Raw genomic sequence first — 19150 nt, forward strand, 5'->3', positions numbered from 1 at the left:
TTGCTGAATCATTCAATGCTAAAATCAAACTCTTTAGAGCGAATCTCAGGGGAGTTGTTGACAAGAAGTTTTTCTTATTCCGCATTGCGAACTTATATGCATATCCCCACTAAAAAGCTACTGACCCTGTTTCATACCCTCTTATCAATGCCTAAAATGTATTATACTTTTTCCTTTTCTTTCCATAATGTCACACGAAGTTTTAATATCCGGTTTAGTAGAAGTGCATGCCACCACCCGATTCAGCTTCAACGGCCAAAATAAAACTAACAAGACAATGATTCCTTTAAGAATTTGATTGGAACAATTCATCCCAATATCAATAAAAAGCCGGATTCTTCCCCACAAAAAATTTATCAATAACAGTTTATTTTTCATAGCTTTGATATAATTTTATGCTCCAACCAAGTACATGCAAGTATCCCTGGCTGGTCATCCATATATCGTACAAGGACCGCGCAAGGACGGGTAATAAAAACAAACAAGTTCAGAACAAACCGTTCAGGGATACCCCGTGTTCCTTTCATGCTGGATATATTGTTCCCTTCCAATCTGTAAAGATAGCGTTTCTTTCTGAAAAATCAGTATCAGGTGATGACAATCACATAAAAGCCATACTGTCCTCACGTCGGTTACCGGCATGCATAATGAAATAAAAGGAAACGCACCTTTATGCGCGGGAGAAAAGACCGCCATCTTTTTCAAAAAGGCCGCGAGTTTCTGGTCAGAAGCTCGCGGCCTTTTCCTTATCCCATAATGAAAGGTTGCCTCAAACACCGAAAGGGAACGGATTACCTTCCGTTACAGGATAGACTCGTACATTTTCCGGATGCCTTCTTCGAGCGAATGCGGACAGTATCCCAGTTCGTGCCGGGCCTTCCCGATACTGAGCCCGCTGAAACAGGGACGTGGTGTCTTCTCCTGCATTTCCTCCGTCGTCACCGGAAGAATCAGGGAACGGTCCAGCTGCAGCACATCCGCTACCCGGTAAGCCAGGTCGGCAATACTGACACACTCTCCTCCGCAAAGATGGTAGATGCCGTTAGCGGGATGCGCCATCAATCTCTCGACACCCCAGGCCACATCTTCCACAAACGTAGGTGTCCGCCACTGGTCGCTCACCACCTTTACGGTTTCTCCTTTCTGCAGACGGCCGGCCACCAGTTGCACGATGTTCCCGTGCTGTCCGGGGAAGGAATTGCCGTATACCACCACTATCCGGGCAATGGCATAACTGGGGCACAAGGCGGCCACCACCCGTTCGCTCTCCAGTTTGGTACACCCGTAGTAGTTGACCGGAGCCGGAATATCCTCTTCGGTATACAACTGCCGGGAGGTGCCTCCGAAGACAAAATCGGTAGACAGATGGATGAGACGGCTTTCATAGCGGTTGCAGTTTTCGGCCAGCGCCGCCACTGCCTGCACATTCAGTCGGTCGGCTTCCCCGGGATGAAGTTCACAATAATCCGGAGCCGACAGGGCTGCCGTATTGATGACACAATCCGGACGCACCTCCTCAAATACCTGTGTCAAGGTTTCCGGACAGGTCATGTCCATTTCCACAAACCGGTAATCTCCCGAAGCGGGAAGAATGTCCGGATGAAGAGAAACTCCCGTTACCTGATAAGATTCCTTGCCGGCGAGGGCACGGAGAATGTAGCGCCCGGTAAACCCGTTGGCACCGACAACTAATATGCTGGATGGATGCGCATTTTTCATAGACATGCTGTTTGATGAATGGATATGCAATGAATTATATATACACGAAAATTCCGGAACCGCGCCTTAACCGGCCGGTCTGTGAGACAAAGATACGATTTTTCAGAGCGATTCCGAACCCTGGCTTCCGTTTTTTATTTCCCCAATTCCCCCGGACAGCCACAGAAGACACAAAAAAATGGCATACAAAGAAACCTCTCTGTATGCCATTCTTCATACGGCAGTTATACCCGTCCCGGAACTCAAGCCTTCTTTTCTTCCGGTTCTTCCAGATCGTTCTCCAGATCCATGCCATCCAGGATAGGCGGCAGATCCTGAGCTGCAGAAGTTCCCAGATCGATAGTAGCCAAATCCACACATTCTTCCAGGTTGATTTCAGTACCTTCCGGAACCTCTACCAGGTAGTCTGTATCGGTCGACTTATCCACCTTGTTCTGATGAATCTGCTTCATGGTACGCATCTGCTGCTTGGTACGGTTCACAATCTCGCGTACTTCCTGATAAGCCAATGCCACAATCTTCGGACCGGCTTTCAGGTACTTGCCATAAGAGAATGCCAGCAACGGATTTTCGGTAAGAGAAGCACCGGCAGTAACGGTCATCAATGAAATGTTGGCCACATCCAATACGATATCCGTACCGGTGAAGATCATGTCGGCACCCTGCTGGATAGACTGTGCCCAACTTCTCTTGGTTCCGTTCTCGTCGCGGATCTGAATATCATAATATACCACACCGGTTTCCTTGTCCTGTACCAGCACACTGTCAATCTTGAAGAAATGAATCGAGTCACGGTAAGTCGTAATACGGTTCCACAACGAATCACAAGTCAGCAGGTATTCATCAAAATCCTTGATGTCCGTCATCTTTTCCGGCAGCTGCCATACAAACTCTTTCTTTTCTTTCTTTCTTTTTCTTCTTCTCCTTTGCCTGAGCAATTGAGCCAAAACAGAACATGGCCACGAGAGCCAGCAACACTGCACTTACAAAATTTCTTTTCATAATTTAAGATTTAAATGTTTAATAAATATATAAGCATGATCAATTCCGGTTAATACTCCGGTGAGGGACGAAATATACTACCACTCCCTGCTGGATGTCGGCATTTGTAGGTATGTAACGGGCCGATTTCAGTCCGGTGATTCCCACTTCACTCTCATCAGCTACGAAATGCAGGCCATAGAAGGCATAGTCCGTATTCCGGGGTACGAATACCTCAAACCGTCCGTCGGCATCGGTCTTTGCCAGTGTCTTGGTATCAACGATCTTACCCATATCCGGTTCGTACACCTGTACTTTCATCACCTTCTTGTCTTTTATCGCATATTTGCACAAAACCACGTAGACGTTGGCCATCGGAAGATTCTTCTTGTTCAAGTCAAGTTTCGCACGGTCGACCACCTTACCGGAAACCACACGCGGCAAATCCTGACGGATGCGTGAGAAATCACGGCGCAGCTTCGTACAATACGAGTCGTTGGAGTTCATTTTCAGAATGGCAGCCGCATACTGGTTGGCATCCTGGTAGTAGAACATACAACTGTCCATCTGACCTGACTGACGGAAGGTCTCCGCCTTTTCCACGTGTTCCATGACACGCTTCTTGGCATTGGCCAGAATGGCTGAGTTTCTCATCTTCTTCTCGATTATCGCCACATCCTGCTTGTCCTTGCATTCCAAGGCATCCTTGTAGGCAAAGTAAGCATCGCGGTACAAACCGTTGATGAACGCATTCTCGGCCAAACTCTCACTGTGCTGGAAACAAGATGCTTCCTGCTTCACACTGACCGTAAGTTCCATTCCGTCTTTCTGGGCCAGTGTACCGATGGCAAAGGCCTTGACTTCCGGATTGTCGCCAACCGACAGGTTCATTGAATAGGAAGCCGTAGCCGGTACCCCGTTCAGGTCTACATGAAACAGGTATTCGAACGAACCGTCCTGTTTCTGCAGCACATTGTCCATCTTGGCATTCGTTGCCTTCGCCCCGTCCTTCAGAAGTTCCAGGTGCAGTCCGTCATTGTTACTTACCACCGAAACCAGCGCCATCTGTGCCGTAGCATGTGTCATGTGCGGAGCAGTCACTTCAATGCTTTCAATCTTCAGCGGAAGTTCTGTCACCTCTACGTTGAAAGAAGCCCACATATTCTCTTCCAGCGACACATCCAGCTGCTTCTTGTCGACACTTCCCCTTCTCCAGACCATGAAGCTCAGGCTACCGCCGTCGGCCACATCCAGGGTAGCCGAGTACACGTACTTGCCATTAATCTTCTGAGGCGCCGACATCGTTACTCCCGTATTTTCGCTGAACTCCAGTTTGTCACAGTCTGAAACAAACTCAATCTTGGCCATATACTGTTCCGCATACGTCTTGTCCGCCCCGCGGGTAATGCGGATATCCTGAGCCGCTGCCGGTACTGCCCAGGCACCTGCGCCGGCCAGCAACAACAGAGCGATTCCTTTCCTGATTACGTTTCTCATAACTTAGACACATTAAATGAATTCAACCCAAACACTTCCTTTTCCGGAGTGGCTTCATACGGCTGCCAGGTACGTACGTGAATCTTCGGATTTGCCTCATCCTTGAAATCCCACAGCAGGAACAGGTAACCCTTGTCGCTGTAGCTGTCGGCATTCCAGTGCTGCACCAGTTTGACTCCGTAGATATAATCCTTCTGACGGTGCTTCATGACCTTTACATCATCGAACACCACGTTGATGCGGGCATTCCGCCGGAACACTCCTGCAAGGTTGCTCAGGTAAGTCCGCTTGTCCTGTACCTTATAGGAAACGCCCGATACAAACTGTACCCCGTCGTTGCTCACACGCTTTCTTACCGAACCGGTAATGATCAGCGCATCGTCACTGAAGATATCTTCCAGGAAAGCCATATCCTTCCGGTTGTATGCCGTACGGAACTGCTCCACAAAATCCAGCACCAGCGAACGGCGGCGCAGGTCGGTCACCTCCAGGTTGCTTCTCATCACCTGACTGTACAGGTTCTGTGCGATAGAAAAACAAAGGTTGGTAATCTGTCCGCTATTGTCAAAATTCAGTACAATTTCCTGATACTGGTCTTCCTCGAAACGCTCCCCGGCACGCGGTTCCATGATAACCGGAATATTACGTACCTGCAGTCCCTGATTGTTGCCGATGTGCAGACAACGCTCGATGATTTCCACTTCGTCACAACGGAAAGGACATACCTCCCACATAATCATCAGCGACTCCGCTGCCTGATTGTTGATGTTGATTCCGGCCAGCGACAACGTCCGGTTCTCACCCTGGGCATTGTTCAGCTCTGTCAGAAGTTTCGTACCATTCTGTTCCATGCTTGCCTTGACCGCCGCACTCGGAGCATCTGTCACTTCCAGTGTCGTTTCATACTGAGCATGCGCCCAGACCGTCATGAACAAGCCAATTCCTAAAGCAATAAATTTCTTCATATTCGTGTTATTTTTATTCGTATAAAATAAACCAGACCTTATTATCCGCAGCATACTGGGAAAGACTTTCCGACTTTCCGTTCAGCAGGTTCACCCTTGCTCCGTTCTTCTCCTTGTCGAACACCGCCTTGATGGCCGTATCCGAAAAGACAACCACATACCAGGCAGGGTTCACCGAAGACTTCACGTTTCCCCACATCAGTTTATGCTCATCTTTGCGGGCACGCATGAACCGCTCCAGTTCCGCACTGCCTTTCAAGGCCAGCAGTTCCTTCAGCAAAGGAGAGTCTACGGCCACCGGACTGCCCAGTGAGGGTACCTGTCCGGAAACAGGAGTAAAGACATTCGACTGTTTGGGAGCCGGAGCTTCAACCGGTTCCGCAGCCATGGCCTCCAGGTTGACCTCATCCGTAACCGTCGAAGCCTTCTGAGTTGTATTTTTCTTTACACTTTTCTTCGGTTCCACCGGTTTGGCAGCCACTTCCTGCTTCACCTCAGGTGCTGGGGCAACCGCCGGTTGTACAGCTGCGGTAGACGAAGCCACATCCAGTACCACTACCTTCTCGGAGGAAAGCAGATTCTTTTTCTCCACGAAGAGGAAGACACGCTCCATCGCTCCCCGTTTCAACTGAATCTTCTCGGAATGCTTCTTGATGGAATTAATCAGAATCTGGTCGGCTCCCTGCAGTTCCTTGTTGTCGCCCATCTCGGCAAGAATGGCATTCTTCAGACTCGTCTCGGCCATTGCGGTAGCCTCTTCCACCGTGGCAGCAACCCCTTCTCCGTACAGGTACTGCGAACTTCGCTTAATTTTATTTACCTTGGCCTTTTCTTCCATATAAGCCACCTGAGCGGTGAGACTTACCGGAAGCAGGCATCCCAGCAGACAACATAAAATCAGTTTTTTCATGATTCACCCCGTTTAATGTGAAAATTTCACCGACTGAATGACTGCGGAAGGAGACTCGTCGGCGTATAAATTAGAAAGATTATTCAATGGAATATAAGGATACAACACCGCTTTCACCCCTTTTCCTCCCTTCTCGAGGGCCTTCCGCGGAAGTTGAAAATAAAGAAGATGCTGATACATCAGATCACGGTTCAGATAAATTACGGTTCCCGTAATCTGTTCCTTATCAACCGTTTCCATTCCCACGTAAGGACGACAGCCTTCTCCGGTCATCTGAGCGACGAGAGCCGCCAGTGATACGTCCTTTCCGGAATAGGAACGGTATCCCTTAACCGCCAGTGAAAACGTCCACGAAGCATCCATATGAGGCGCATGCGAGAAAAGATTCAGTACGGACTCTTCCGGGAAACGGTCGTCGAGCAAGTACTTCCACCCCTCTTTCCGACGGGTCAGATAAGCCCCGCTCTTCATCTGCGGAATCAGGAATGTACCTTCCTTATCGTAATACACGTTGCTCCTTACCCGCTGCAACGACTTTTCATTGAATTTCGGCATTTTCCGGACAGGCACCTCTTTCCGCAGTTCATCCAGTCCGGCAATCCATGCCTGAGTCAGCTCGTACTTGTCCTTTCCCAAAAGCAAATCATACTGTTTCGGAAATACCAGATCGATCTTCATGCCCACTCCCTGCCAGGAAGCACGGAAACGGGATGAATCGGCACTCAAAGAAAACGGATACTTCAGGTCGACAGCCTCCAGCACACTGCAGAAGTCCACCTTCGCCTTCCCGTAGTCCACCCCGTTTACCGACAAAGTCAAGCGGTCCTGCCTCAGCAGGTCTTCCTTTTTCGACGGTTCGGTCAGCAAAGCCAGGTGCAGAAAAATCCGTTCGATAAAATCGTATACCGCAGGATGAAAATCCCGGCTCATCTCCTCCGGAAAAATCTTCAGTCCGGCTTTCTTCACCCCTTTCTGCTCATCCGGTACCACGTACATTTTCTTCTGAGGACATCCTTTCAGAGGCTGCAGCGTATCGGAGAGCACAATGCGCTGTTTCTCCAACTGCTGCCGCAACAAACTCAGATGCCCAGAATCTGTCGCCTGCTGTGCGCAGACAAAACTGCCCGCACACCAGGCGACAACCATTCCTATACTGCGGAAAGGAAACATAAGAGCGGTTTTTAAAGTCCGTTAGAACCGATCATCACAGCGCCTTTCAGCTTCTTGTCGGCTCCGTACCATTTAACGGTTACCGGCTCGTTGTCCTTGAAGCTTCCTTCGATATAATCACCCGGAGCAGCTACACGGTCTTTGGTATCTCTCTTGCTGATACGGCGGCTCTGAGTATAGGTAAGGGTTCCCAGACCATTGGCCTTTCCGCCAGAGATACTTCCTTCGTACTTCGCATATCCGAAATCGATGGTACCCTGTCCGTCCTGCACACTGGCAACCGGAGTCTTGGGAGCCGGTACATCGTTGTAATCCACCGTTGTTTCTTCGGCACCTGCCGTTTCGGTTCCTTCTTCCGGATTCACTCCGTCGACTACTTCAACAGGTGTTTCGCCATCGACCTTTTCAGGACCTACCTGTTCATCATTACCTGACAACATACCCGGTAAGAAATAGATACCTGCAGCTACCACTGCCGCACCGACTACACCTGCCACGTAAGGCCATACAGGACCTTTTCCAGCTACTTCCACCAACTGTCCGCCACATTCCGGACAAACAAAGTCTTCTCCCAAACCGACTTCAATTACCTCTTTTGTATTTGCTTTGTTACAGTTGCCGATATTCATGCAACGTCCTTTTTTATTCAAGCTATTCTTTGCCATAACCCTAAATTTTAAGGAATCTGTCCCATGCAACCCCTGGCTGCACGGACAGATTCATTTAATAAAATTCAAAATATTACCCTTTTTCTATTCTCTTATTTCACCATTTCCAATGCCTTCAAACCAGCTTCGCGGAAGAAGAGGAAGGATTCAGCTCCCGTATTGCCTCCACATTCCGGCAGAATCACATCCTTCACCAGGTGCTGGATAGCCGTAACCAGTTCCTTACGCTTGTCTACATGCAGGTAGTCGGTACGCAAGGCAGTCTGCAGCTGTTCTTCCCAAGCCTTACCCAGTTCTTCAGTGAAAGAAGCGGCATAAGGAATTTCCGTAAACTTGTCGGCCATCGGCTTCAAGGTTTCGATACCGAAGTCATCCACCTCAACGGTTCCGTAAGCCTTCAGACCTGTACCGTCGTTGCGGTCGCCATACTTGATGATTCCCAAGGCATAAGCCGTCATCAGATACGGAGTATATTCCTTGCGGACCTCAGAAGGCAGTTTTTCCTTGGCCACATACAGATCCGGGAAGTTTTCGCCGGTTCCTTCCGTATGCAGGATAGTCCGGTTCTGGCGGGCCTCATTCGGATCTCTCAGCAGATAGTCGTATTTCATCTTCAACGCATCCAGTCCCTTCATGGCACGGATCGGGAAGCAATAATCCATGGAAACGATGGTCATTTCGTTCTTACGCAAACCGTTCATGTCCACTTTCACCAGTACACCACCCGTTACGGCGTTCATCAACGCATCTCTCAACTTAATGGCAAAGCGCTGTACCTGGTCATTGCCTTCCACCTTCGGCAAGTTGATCAGCACAATCTTACGGTCGATATTGTGACGTACCTGCGGCAACGGATTGTTCTTGACCGCACGGTTCAGTTCAGTCGGATTCAGAGTAAGGAAGACGCCACTCTGCTCAATCAGTTCCTTGGCGAACAACTTCAGTTCATCGTCTGAACGGTACTGTTCATTCAACTGTTCCAGGATGTTACGGTTGATCAGTTTATCGGTATTCTCAATCAGCACCTCATCGTGGATGGTAATCACTTTCTTGCGGACTACAGTATCCAACAGGTTGGAAATGCTGTCCTGTGAAATGGCCGAGCTGGCACGGGCAAAACTGCGTTCAGTACCGATCAGTTTGATAATCTCTCCACGGAATTCATCGGCAATGGATTTCTGACGAGCCTTGTCGCGGATGATGTTCTTGGTAAATTTCTGTACTCCCTGATTGTCATAGAAACGGATAATGGTTTCCTTCAGGTTGGAAATACCGGCTTCGTCCTGGCAGCGTACGCCAATCTGCTTGTCTGCATTCTCGAGCGCCTCATTGATAATATACACGAAACGTTCGATATGACCGCGCAGCCCGTTCACCTTGTTCAGCAATACAGAAAGCATGCTCACTGCAAAGTGCATTCCTTCCAGTTCAGTCTTCTTTACATAAAGCTGCTGCATGATGGTAGCATGTGCCTGAATCAGTTTATTCTTTGAAAGCAGTCCCATGATGATACCCTTGCTTGACCAGTCGAGCTGATTCAACGCCTTGGCTTTTTCGAGCTGTTCCAACTGCTGGTTGCAAGTGGTAATCCGTCCTTCAAATTCCTTGCGCTTGATATCTACCGCATCCACGATACGGTCAATCAGCTGCAGGAGGTTGTACAATGACAAGTCGCCGGAGCTCCACTTGTCGTACATGTATTCTTCAATCAATGTGCAGATCTCGCTGGCATGTTCATCCCGGGCCTGTGTCTTGCCTTCAAAGAAATTCTTCACACCCACTTTGCGGAAGAACTTCTCATAACCATCGGCACACAATTTTTCGAGGTCATTCAACGGCATCTTCTGCTTGCTGGCTTCCTGTGTCCATACCGGAATGACACTGCCCCAGTATTCTGCGAAACTGGTCCATTTCTTCTGGTCGGAATCCAGAATCGGCTTATCCAGCATCAGGTGCTTGTCGGTCATGCGCCAGCGTTCCAGATTTTCGGCTTCGCTTACAAACGAATGGAAGTCGATATTGGCCGGTGTATCGCGGAAGCCCATGTCATCGTTCCAGTTGTTGTAACGGAGCTGGAGCAATGCCTGACGTCCGAACGAGAATGTAAAATATTCAATGATTTCTTCTTCCGGAATCACAACGCGCTTGATACCGAATGAACTGTATTTCTTGGAGCGGACAGGATCCACAACGCCTTCCTTCGCCTTTTCATTCAATTCCTGTCTCCAGTCATCGATATTTTCCAGCGAATAAGTACGGATGAATTCTTCCGTATTATCGTTCTGTTCCAGGAATACGTAATTATAAAGAAAGTCGGCCACCACCAAAGGCAACTGCTTGTGCGAGTCGATGGTCAGTCCGTTTTCGTTTTCATTAGTATACAGGATACAGTTGTCTACCACAGCCTTCACATTTTCCAGCGGCACACGGTCATAACGTCCGGTTACATCCACCGGCATGTATTTTTTGGCCATTAAGGCATTCAGTTCCACCAGTGCGGCATAACCGTTGGCCTGATAACGTCCGGCATCACATCCCATAGGAACGGTCGGTTCCGGAACCATGGCATACAACACAATATGAGCTTCCGGATATTCCGCACGGGTCTGAGCCAGTACGTCGATGACAGAACCGGAACCGGTACCTCCTGCCAGTCCGGCAAAGATGTGTACGTTCAAAGGTACCTTACCGCTGATTGACTGTGCCTTCCGGTACTGTGCACGCAAAGTACTCAGGTAATTCTGGATAGAAGAACCGAACAGGATACGTCCTGCACGACGCTTCTGACCGGCAGCTGTCTCTACACTACCGATGGTTTTCTGCATCACTTCCGGATCACCGATAAATCCTTTCAGACCGGGGAAACCGCTGGGGTTTGCAAATACACTGCTCAGTTCTACTCCGCGCACATATACAAATTCGCTCTCACCGAAGGATGCGTCCTGTCCCAACACACGGAAGGTAACATCATTAGGCTGCATCATCTCTCGGGTAGAGTCGACATATACATAACCAATGGATAACTTTGAACGTTCTTCAGAAGAATATTCCTGGAACAGACGTTTACGAAATGCTTTCAGTACTTTTCCACCTGTTCCTCCCAACCCTACCAGGATATGGTTTTCTTGTCCTTTTACACTCATACTTTTAAAATTTATAAGATTACATATTCATCATATTCCGATAACGCAAACGGTCCATGCGCTGCTGCTCCTGATAGGCCTTAAAGCCCAATACAGCCGCAACCGACAGCCAGACTACAATTCCCCAGATCCAGCGCCGTACGATATAGCCCGAAAGGTATGACTTGATTCCGGCTGCCAGGACTTCCGGCTGCCGGCTCACTTGCTCCACATCCAACTGGTCGATGTATTTTTTCACCAGTTTTCTTCCCCCCAGAGGGACTTCCTTTTCCAAGATATTCTGTATTGCTGTCTGCCGCTCTTGCGGATCTTTTGTCTGCTGTATGACTTGTGCCACCGTCATCAGGGATTGCTCGGCGGATACCACGTACTCTTTTACTTTAGATGCACCCAGACCTAAAAACGCCTGTACCCCGATTACTGCCATCAGTACGATGGACAAAAAAGCACTGAACAGGATTGAGCCGGCCAGATAATCCGGGAACAGCCAATGAATAATCAGCAACAATACAATTACTGCTACTACAGATATCAACAAAGCCTCTAATAGAGATGTAATAATATTTCCAACCAGTACAAACATAAAAATATTAACGATATTCTAATATCTGTCAAATTAAAAGAAAAAAAATCCAAATATGACAAACTCCTCAAATATTTAACTAAAAGGAATTATTGTTTTCAATATTTAACTATAAAAGATGTTTTATAATATATTTTAAGTCTATAAAAATTGCTATTAACGTGTATTTATCTTTTAAATCACCTATTCAACTCCAAATATATAAAGAATATTCAAATAATATTTGTTTATATACAATATAATTTATGAAAAAATATATGCAGACTTCAATGGAGCGATATAAAAAACAGAAAGGGCTGTACCGGAAAACCGGTACAGCCCCTTCTGAAATACTCCAAAAATCAAATTACTCCTTGAGCGATGTACGCAAGGCCTTGCATAGCTGATCTGGACAAGAAGTCGGACGCGCTCCGCAATGGATTCCTTCCAGGCGTTCGAGCACCTCTTCTACCTTCATTCCCTTTACCAGGGCGGAAATACCCTGCAGATTACCGTTGCATCCGCCATAGAAAGTAACCTCCTTTACGATTCCATCTTCCACTTCTGCCTCTATCAATTTGCTGCAAGTACCCTGAGTCGTATACGTAATCTTCATATCTAAATTTCTTCTTTATAGTTAGCCATTCAATTACCTGTTCTGGTACAACCGATTAAAAAAGTGCCATTCCACATCGTTCCGTTGCAGAATGGCACTTTCTATATTACACTCCTATGCTTCCGGATATCATTCTTCCGGCTTCATGTTGGTATAAACAGTCTGTACATCATCAAACTCTTCCAGACGTTCAATCATCTTTTCGATGGTTTCACGCTGTTCAGGAGTTACCTCCTTCAGGTCGTTCGGTACATAAGTGAACTCACCACCGACATCCTCGAAGCCACATTCTTCCAGGTGTTTCTGGATCAGTGAATAGCTCTTCGGATCACCGTAGATTGTAATAGTTCCTTCTTCCGGATCTTCGTCGTATTCATCTTCTACGTTGTAGTCGATCAGGTCCAGAATCAGTTCTTCCATGTCTACTCCCTCTTTCTTCTTGAAAGTGAACACACATTTATGATCGAACAAGAAAGCCAGAGAACCTGTAGTACCCAAGTTTCCAGAGAACTTGTTGAATACCGAACGAACATCCGCTACTGTACGTGTAGTATTGTCAGTCAGTGTATCTACAAATACAGCAACTCCGTGAGGACCGTATCCTTCGTACGTCATGCTCTTGTAGTCGCTCTGGTCTTTACCCATTGCATTCTTGATAGCACGCTCGATATTGTCCTTCGGCATGTTCTCACGCTTACAAACTGCGATGATAGAACGCAAAGACGGGTTATTTTCAGGTTCAGGACCACCTGCTTTTACTGCAATAGCAATTTGTTTACCCAGACGTGTAAATGTCTTGGCCATGTGGCCCCATCTCTTCAATTTGGTTGCTTTTCTATATTCAAACGCTCTTCCCATTGGATTATTGTTTTAATATGTTGTTTTAAAATATATCTATCTGTTTCATACGACACAAGCCGGATACAGTCTCGTATCCGGCCAAGTCATACTGTATTATCTCAATTTTGCTTCCAGTTTGGTTTCAAGATTCTTGATCAGTTTCTGCATGAACTTATCAATCTGCTTGTCGTTCAAGGTCGCATTTTCATCCTGCAGCATGAAGCTGACCGCATAGCTCTTCTTGCCCGGTTCCAGGTTCTTGCCCTCGTATACGTCGAACAGTTCTACAGACTTCAGCAGTTTCTTGTCGGTTTCGAAAGCAATCTTCTCGATTTCCACAAACTGTACCTTCTTGTCAAGCAGCAAGGCAAGGTCGCGTTTCACAGCCGGATACTTGGAAATTTCACGGTAAGTCACCGCATTGCCCTTGATGGCCTTCATCAGTTCCTTCCAGTTCAGATCGGCATAATATACCTCATTATCCAGGTCGAAAGCCTTCTGAATCTTCTTGCTGATGACACCGAAAGTAGCCAGCAGTTTACCGCCACGAGTGTGAACAGACACTGCTACCGAATAAATGTCATCTGCCAGATTGCCGAATACCAGACCACCGAAGTTCACTCCCAGACGACGGAAGATGTTCAGCACATAAGCCTTCAGTTCATATACCGATGCATTTTCATCTGCATGTGCCCATGAATTGCTTACCCGCTTACCGGTAATCCACATACCCAGGTGCAGTTCTTCAGAATAAGCTGCCAATACCTTTTCAGGGTTCTTCTTTTCTGCATGGAAATGATAGCAGTTACCGAACTCGAAGAAGCGCAGATCGGCATTCTTACGGTTGGCATTGTGCTGGATGCTTTCCAATCCACCGAACAGCAGCGTACCGCGCATTACATTCAGGTCGTTGCTCAACGGGTTCATCAGGTGTACCAGATTCTCCGGCTTATAGCTTTCAAGTCCTTCGTAGTAAGCAGCCGCAGTCAGTGAATTGTTCAAGATTTCATTGAAGCCGCAGCCTACCAGTTGTTCAGACACCAGGTTCTGCAGTTTGACAGACTTGTCTACATCCCCTTTCACACTCAGACAAGACTTGACAGAAGTCGGAATCTCTACATTATTATATCCGTAAATACGGAGAATATCCTCTACCACATCACAAGGACGCTGTACATCTACACGATATGGAGGAACCTGCAGTGACAAAGCCTCATCTGTTTCTTCCACGATCTTCATTTCCAGGCTGGAAACAATGTTCTTGACCGTTTCTCTAGGAATTTCCTTACCGATCAGCGAGTTTACATAAGCAAACGGCAGTTCCACGTTGAAGTCTGCAATCGGAGAGGGATACACATCCTTGATTTCAGAAGCGATTTCTCCACCTGCCAGTTCTTTGACCAGTAAAGCCGCAGCCTTCAGGGCATAGATGACACCATTCGGATCAATACCGCGTTCGAAACGGAAAGAAGAGTCTGTGCTCAGACCGTGACGGCGTGCAGTCTTACGCACCCATGTCGGATGGAAGTAAGCACTTTCCAGGAACACATCCTTGGTAGACTCAGTAGTACCTGAATCCAGACCACCGAACACACCTGCGATACACATCGGTTCTTCGGCATTACAGATCATCAGGTCGCGTTCCGACAACGTACGCTCAGCCTCATCCAGTGTCACGAACTTGGTACCTTCGGCACAGGTTCTCACTACGATTTTGCCACCCTTGATCTTATCTGCATCAAAGCAGTGCATCGGCTGGCCATATGCATGAAGAATGTAATTGGTGATATCGACAATGTTGTTAATCGGACGTACCCCGATCAGGTGCAACTTATTCTGCAACCATTCCGGACTTTCCTTTACGGTTACTCCCTTGATGGTTACACCGGCATAACGAGGACAAGCTTCTGCATTTTCCACAGCCACCTCGATATCCATATCATGATTGTCTACATGGAAATCTTCCACTGACGGACGCTTCAGAGTAGCCTTGCGACCGTTCTGTACCAACCATGCATAGAGGTCGCGAGCCACACCATAGTGTGAGCAGGCATCCGCACGGTTCGGAGTGATGTCCACTTCGAGCACATATTCGCTCTTGATGTCGTAATAATCCTTTGCCAGCGTACCCGGAACCACATCATCCGGCAATACGATGATACCGTCGTGGCTGGTACCGACACCAATTTCATCCTCGGCACAAATCATACCGTTGGATTCCACTCCACGCAGTTTTGACTTCTTGATGGTAAAGCACTCATCCCCGTCATACAGTTTAGTACCCAGCGTAGCCACAATCACCTTCTGTCCGGCAGCCACATTAGCGGCTCCACAAACAATCTGTACCGGTTCGCCCTGTCCCAGATTAACGGTTGTGATATGCATATGGTCAGAATTAGGATGCGGTTCACAAGTCAGCACCTCACCGACAACCAGTCCTTCAAGTCCTCCTTTAATAGTCTGAACTTCCTCTACCCCACCTGTTTCCAGTCCGATAGAGGTAAGTGCGGCTGCCACCTCTTTAGGTGTCAAGTCGAAATCGACATATTCTTTCAGCCAGTTATACGAAATATTCATATAGTGTAAGTTTTATAATTTTCCAGTTCCAATACGCAAAGTTAATACAAATATTTTGTAAAGAAGAAGTACATCACAGGATTTTTACAGAATCCCCTCTCTCCCATCTCCTTCCTACTTAGAACGGCACATCCGGAATCGGTGCCCCCAACGGATTATCGGCAGGCGCCATATCACTTGGAGGTGGTGGAGGAGGTACATATCCCTGTCCGCCCCCGTTGTTAATCTTAGACCGCAACACCGGAGCCGCACTCTCTTCTCCCGGTCCCGGAACAATCATCTCGTCATCCGGATTCTGGAAGCGTGCGTATTCGCCGCGGAAACGCAGCAGGACATCCCCTACCGCACCGTTACGATGCTTGGCAATAATGATTTCGGCCATGCCGTGCAGGTCATTTCCCTTTTCATCCTGATAAATCTTATAATACTCCGGACGATGGATGAAACATACCATATCGGCATCCTGCTCAATGGCACCCGATTCACGCAGGTCACTCAGCTGCGGCCGCTTACCGTCGATACCTTCACGGTTCTCCACACCACGGTTCAACTGACTCAGGGCAATGATCGGAATATTCAGTTCCTTGGCAAGTCCCTTCAACGAACGGGAAATGGTACTGACCTCTTCCTGACGGCTACCGAAGGACATACCGCTCGCATTCATCAGCTGGAGGTAGTCGATGATAATGATCTTCACATCATGCTCCCTCACCAGACGGCGGGCCTTGGTACGCAGTTCAAAGACCGACAAGGAAGGCGTATCATCCACATAAAGCGGGGCATCGTACAGTTCCTTGATCTTGTAGTCCAACTGTCCCCACTCATACGGTGCCAGCTGACCGCTCTTGATTTTCTCACCCGGGATCTCACAGACGTTCACAATCAGACGGTTGACCAGCTGCACGTTACTCATTTCCAGCGAGAACAACGCTACCGGTACCTTATTGGTAACCGCCATGTTCTTCGCCATCGACAAGACAAAAGCCGTTTTACCCATCGCCGGACGGGCTGCAATGATGATCAGGTCCGAATTCTGCCATCCCGAAGTCATCTTATCCAACTGATGGAAACCACTCTCCAGTCCGCTCAGACCATCGGCACGCGCCGCAGCCTTCTGAAGCATCTCATAAGCCTCCTGAATCACCGGATTGATCTGCGTATAATCCTTCTTCAGGTTCTGCTGCGAAATCTCGAACAGACGGCCTTCCGCCTCCTGCATCAGGTCATCCACATCCTGCGTTTCATCAAACGCCTTGGTCTGTATGTTACTGGTAAACGAAATCAATTCACGAGCCAGGAATTTCTGTGCGATAATCCGGGCATGATATTCAATATGCGCAGACGAAGCCACCTTTCCACTCAGCTGAGTAATATAAAAAGGTCCGCCGGCCTCCTCCAGTTCCCCCCTCAGGCGCAACTGCTCAGCCACCGTAAGAATGTCTATCGGTTTCTGCTGAATGGCCAGGTCGGTAATCGCCGCATATATCAACTGGTGGCGATGCTCGTAAAACGACTCAGGCCGGAGAATCTCACTCACCTGAGGATAAGCATCCTTTTCTATCATCAAGGCGCCCAAAACCACTTCCTCCAGTTCCGGAGCCTGAGGCTGCAGATGTCCGTACTCATCTACAGGCTTCACTTTCGTCGTTTTGGCGACGCGCGTCATTCTTTTCGGTTCTGCCATTTCATTTCATTTTAGTGGGACAAAGATAATGTTTTTATATCATGTAAGTATCCCGTTTGACAAATAAAAGTATGCTTGCCGCCCATAAAACAAGCGGTGACACGCCCTCTGAACGGCAAAAGGGCCGTGTCAAAACCCATCGGCTTTCACACGGCCCTTCCTGTCAAGGAGTAATAAATCCTTATCCGCCCGTCCAGGAACCATACCGGACTACAGACCCTCGTTCTTCAATATCTCCCACATGCGGGCAGAGCCCTCATCCGTATCCTTCACCTCTTTCCGCAGGCGCATCATTTCCTTTTTCATCTCCTTGATGATGGGAGCATACCGCTTTTCACCATAAGCATTGTGATTCTCCTTCGGATCTTCCTGCAAGTCATAAAACTCCCACGAAGGCACCGACTTATAATCCGATGAGCCCGTCATATTCAGGCGGTCCCCATAAAGGAAAATCAATTTATAGCGTTCGTTGCGTACACCGATATGCGCCGGACGGATATCATGCTGCGTCCAATAGCGGTAATAAATACTCTTCCGCCAGTCGTCCGGAGCCAGTCCTTCGAGCAACGGCCGGAAACTTTTTCCCTGAGTTCCCTCCGGAGCCTTCACCCCCGCAAAGTCAGTCAGCGTAGCCGCAAAGTCGACATTCAGCACCAGTTCCTTTACCCGCTTCCCTGCCGGAATCCGTTTCGGATAGCGGATTACAAAAGGCATTCTCGCAGATTCCTCATAAAACATCCGCTTATCATAAAAGCCATGCTCACCCAAGAAATACCCCTGATCGGCCACGTAAACCACTATCGTATTCTCCGCAATGCCCATCTCATCCAGAGCCGCCAGTAATTTTCCGATATTATCATCCACCGTAGCCGCACAACGCAAGTAATCCCGGATCAGTTTCTGATAGATTGCCTTACGCTTTGCCACCCGGCTCATGCCCTGCGTACTGAAAGGCAATTCCGGATAACGGCACCACCATTTGTCAGGATCGGCAGAAGCCACCTCCCAGTTGCGGCCGATGGTTTCCAATTTCTGTCCGGCAAAAGTACGTCCGTTCGTCTCAGGCCCCCAGTCCAACAGATTCTCCGGTTCCGGAAAAGTCACCCCGTCATACAGATGGCGCATCCGCTCCGGAAAATCATACGGCTCGTGTGTAGCCTTAAAATGACAGCACATCAGAAACGGCTTGCTCTTATCCTGCGCCTTCATCCACCGGATGGCCTTTTCTGTCACAATATCCGTAGAAAAACCATGCACCCGCTCGCCGAAATTCCGCTGACCCGGCCAAGGATCCTCACTGTTTTTGAAAGTCGGATCCCGATATTCCCCCTGGTCATGAAAAACCGAATAATAACCGAATCCCTGCGGCTGCGATTTCAGGTGCCACTTGCCTACCAGTCCGGTATGATACCCTGCTTTCTGAAGTTCCTTGGCAAACGTCGGCAACGCCACATCCAGCGTATCGTCCAGCGTATACACCCCATTACAATGGCTGTACCGTCCCGTCAGAATCGCCGCACGGCTCGGCGTAGAAATGGAATTCGTACAAAAACAATTGTCCAGTACGGCCCCCTCTGCCGCTATCCGACGGATATTCTCCGTCTGCGCATACTCCGACAATATTCCCCCATACACTCCCCACGTTTGAGAAGTATGGTCATCACTCAGAATAAACAAAATATTCGGGCGGTTATCCCCGGCATCCTCTGCCACAGCCTGCAACGGAAAGACTCCGCCAGCCAACAGACCTGCCCCTATCAGTTTCCAGTTCATAGTATAAAAGATTTGAGCGTAAATTCAATATTCTGTTCCATTCCT

At 48.2% G+C, this 19150-nt stretch carries 15 protein-coding genes and 1 pseudogene; 1 reads left to right on the forward strand and 15 read right to left on the reverse strand.

All coding sequences use genetic code 11. The features are described from left to right. Positions 1-113: pseudogene (locus H3001_RS19885) on the forward strand (ISAon1 family transposase); the annotation flags it as partial. 688 nt (positions 114-801) lie between these two features. On the opposite strand, the gene H3001_RS14415 reads toward H3001_RS19885, so the two are convergent. From H3001_RS14415 to H3001_RS14485, 15 genes are all read right to left on the reverse strand, one after another. Next, entirely contained in the window at positions 802-1719 is a 918-nt protein-coding gene (locus tag H3001_RS14415) for an SDR family oxidoreductase (protein ID WP_178243514.1), read from the reverse strand. Between the two features lie 242 nt (positions 1720-1961). Further along, positions 1962-2585 carry a hypothetical protein gene (locus tag H3001_RS14420; RefSeq protein ID WP_181215299.1) on the reverse strand — a complete coding sequence of 208 codons (624 nt, stop codon included), beginning with the start codon at positions 2583-2585 and terminating at the stop codon, positions 1962-1964. Further along, positions 2563-2721: a hypothetical protein gene (locus H3001_RS14425; RefSeq protein WP_181215300.1), complete on the reverse strand. Its 159-nt coding sequence runs from the start codon at positions 2719-2721 to the stop codon at positions 2563-2565. The genes H3001_RS14420 and H3001_RS14425 overlap by 23 nt, the downstream gene beginning before the upstream one ends. A gap of 39 nt (positions 2722-2760) precedes the next feature. Next, positions 2761-4197 carry a hypothetical protein gene (locus H3001_RS14430; RefSeq protein ID WP_178243516.1) on the reverse strand — a complete coding sequence of 479 codons (1437 nt, stop codon included), beginning with the start codon at positions 4195-4197 and terminating at the stop codon, positions 2761-2763. Then, positions 4194-5162, reverse strand: a complete 969-nt coding sequence (locus H3001_RS14435) for a nuclear transport factor 2 family protein (RefSeq protein ID WP_178243517.1) — start codon at positions 5160-5162, stop codon at positions 4194-4196. The genes H3001_RS14430 and H3001_RS14435 overlap by 4 nt, the downstream gene beginning before the upstream one ends. Positions 5163-5175: 13 nt before the next feature. After that, entirely contained in the window at positions 5176-6072 is an 897-nt protein-coding gene (locus H3001_RS14440) for a hypothetical protein (protein WP_178243518.1), read from the reverse strand. A 12-nt stretch (positions 6073-6084) separates the two neighbouring features. After that, entirely contained in the window at positions 6085-7242 is a 1158-nt protein-coding gene (locus H3001_RS14445) for a hypothetical protein (RefSeq protein WP_178243519.1), read from the reverse strand. 11 nt (positions 7243-7253) lie between these two features. Continuing rightward, positions 7254-7907: a hypothetical protein gene (locus H3001_RS14450; protein WP_181215301.1), complete on the reverse strand. Its 654-nt coding sequence runs from the start codon at positions 7905-7907 to the stop codon at positions 7254-7256. Between the two features lie 95 nt (positions 7908-8002). Further along, positions 8003-11053: a tubulin-like doman-containing protein gene (locus H3001_RS14455; protein ID WP_178243521.1), complete on the reverse strand. Its 3051-nt coding sequence runs from the start codon at positions 11051-11053 to the stop codon at positions 8003-8005. Positions 11054-11072: 19 nt separating this feature from the next. Continuing rightward, the gene (locus H3001_RS14460) at positions 11073-11636 is read right to left on the reverse strand and encodes a hypothetical protein (protein WP_181215302.1); all 564 of its coding nucleotides are present in this window, start codon (positions 11634-11636) and stop codon (positions 11073-11075) included. A gap of 346 nt (positions 11637-11982) precedes the next feature. Next, entirely contained in the window at positions 11983-12231 is a 249-nt protein-coding gene (locus tag H3001_RS14465) for a TIGR03905 family TSCPD domain-containing protein (protein ID WP_178243523.1), read from the reverse strand. A gap of 129 nt (positions 12232-12360) precedes the next feature. Further along, positions 12361-13089, reverse strand: coding sequence for a YebC/PmpR family DNA-binding transcriptional regulator (locus H3001_RS14470; protein WP_178243524.1), 729 nt, complete (start codon positions 13087-13089; stop codon positions 12361-12363). Between the two features lie 96 nt (positions 13090-13185). Then, the gene (pheT, locus tag H3001_RS14475) at positions 13186-15648 is read right to left on the reverse strand and encodes a phenylalanine--tRNA ligase subunit beta (RefSeq protein WP_181215303.1); all 2463 of its coding nucleotides are present in this window, start codon (positions 15646-15648) and stop codon (positions 13186-13188) included. A 118-nt stretch (positions 15649-15766) separates the two neighbouring features. Next, positions 15767-17332 (reverse strand): replicative DNA helicase, encoded by a 1566-nt coding sequence (gene dnaB / locus H3001_RS14480; RefSeq protein ID WP_178243526.1) that lies wholly within the window; start codon positions 17330-17332, stop codon positions 15767-15769. Between the two features lie 210 nt (positions 17333-17542). Then, positions 17543-19105: a sulfatase family protein gene (locus tag H3001_RS14485; RefSeq protein ID WP_181215304.1), complete on the reverse strand. Its 1563-nt coding sequence runs from the start codon at positions 19103-19105 to the stop codon at positions 17543-17545. Positions 19106-19150: the final 45 nt, after the last annotated feature.

It is taken from the genome of Phocaeicola faecicola (assembly GCF_013618865.1).
GTDB classification, from domain to species: domain Bacteria; phylum Bacteroidota; class Bacteroidia; order Bacteroidales; family Bacteroidaceae; genus Phocaeicola; species Phocaeicola faecicola.

Bases quoted from the DNA above. Each gene is read 5' to 3' on its own strand.
- H3001_RS14415 (WP_178243514.1), bottom strand. From the start codon at position 1,719: ATGAAAAATGCGCATCCATCCAGCATATTAGTTGTCGGTGCCAACGGG.
- H3001_RS14420 (WP_181215299.1), bottom strand. From the start codon at position 2,585: ATGACGGACATCAAGGATTTTGATGAATACCTGCTGACTTGTGATTCG.
- H3001_RS14425 (WP_181215300.1), bottom strand. From the start codon at position 2,721: ATGAAAAGAAATTTTGTAAGTGCAGTGTTGCTGGCTCTCGTGGCCATG.
- H3001_RS14430 (WP_178243516.1), bottom strand. From the start codon at position 4,197: ATGAGAAACGTAATCAGGAAAGGAATCGCTCTGTTGTTGCTGGCCGGC.
- H3001_RS14435 (WP_178243517.1), bottom strand. From the start codon at position 5,162: ATGAAGAAATTTATTGCTTTAGGAATTGGCTTGTTCATGACGGTCTGG.
- H3001_RS14440 (WP_178243518.1), bottom strand. From the start codon at position 6,072: ATGAAAAAACTGATTTTATGTTGTCTGCTGGGATGCCTGCTTCCGGTA.
- H3001_RS14445 (WP_178243519.1), bottom strand. From the start codon at position 7,242: ATGTTTCCTTTCCGCAGTATAGGAATGGTTGTCGCCTGGTGTGCGGGC.
- H3001_RS14450 (WP_181215301.1), bottom strand. From the start codon at position 7,907: ATGGCAAAGAATAGCTTGAATAAAAAAGGACGTTGCATGAATATCGGC.
- H3001_RS14455 (WP_178243521.1), bottom strand. From the start codon at position 11,053: ATGAGTGTAAAAGGACAAGAAAACCATATCCTGGTAGGGTTGGGAGGA.
- H3001_RS14460 (WP_181215302.1), bottom strand. From the start codon at position 11,636: ATGTTTGTACTGGTTGGAAATATTATTACATCTCTATTAGAGGCTTTG.
- H3001_RS14465 (WP_178243523.1), bottom strand. From the start codon at position 12,231: ATGAAGATTACGTATACGACTCAGGGTACTTGCAGCAAATTGATAGAG.
- H3001_RS14470 (WP_178243524.1), bottom strand. From the start codon at position 13,089: ATGGGAAGAGCGTTTGAATATAGAAAAGCAACCAAATTGAAGAGATGG.
- pheT (WP_181215303.1), bottom strand. From the start codon at position 15,648: ATGAATATTTCGTATAACTGGCTGAAAGAATATGTCGATTTCGACTTG.
- dnaB (WP_178243526.1), bottom strand. From the start codon at position 17,332: ATGGCAGAACCGAAAAGAATGACGCGCGTCGCCAAAACGACGAAAGTG.
- H3001_RS14485 (WP_181215304.1), bottom strand. From the start codon at position 19,105: ATGAACTGGAAACTGATAGGGGCAGGTCTGTTGGCTGGCGGAGTCTTT.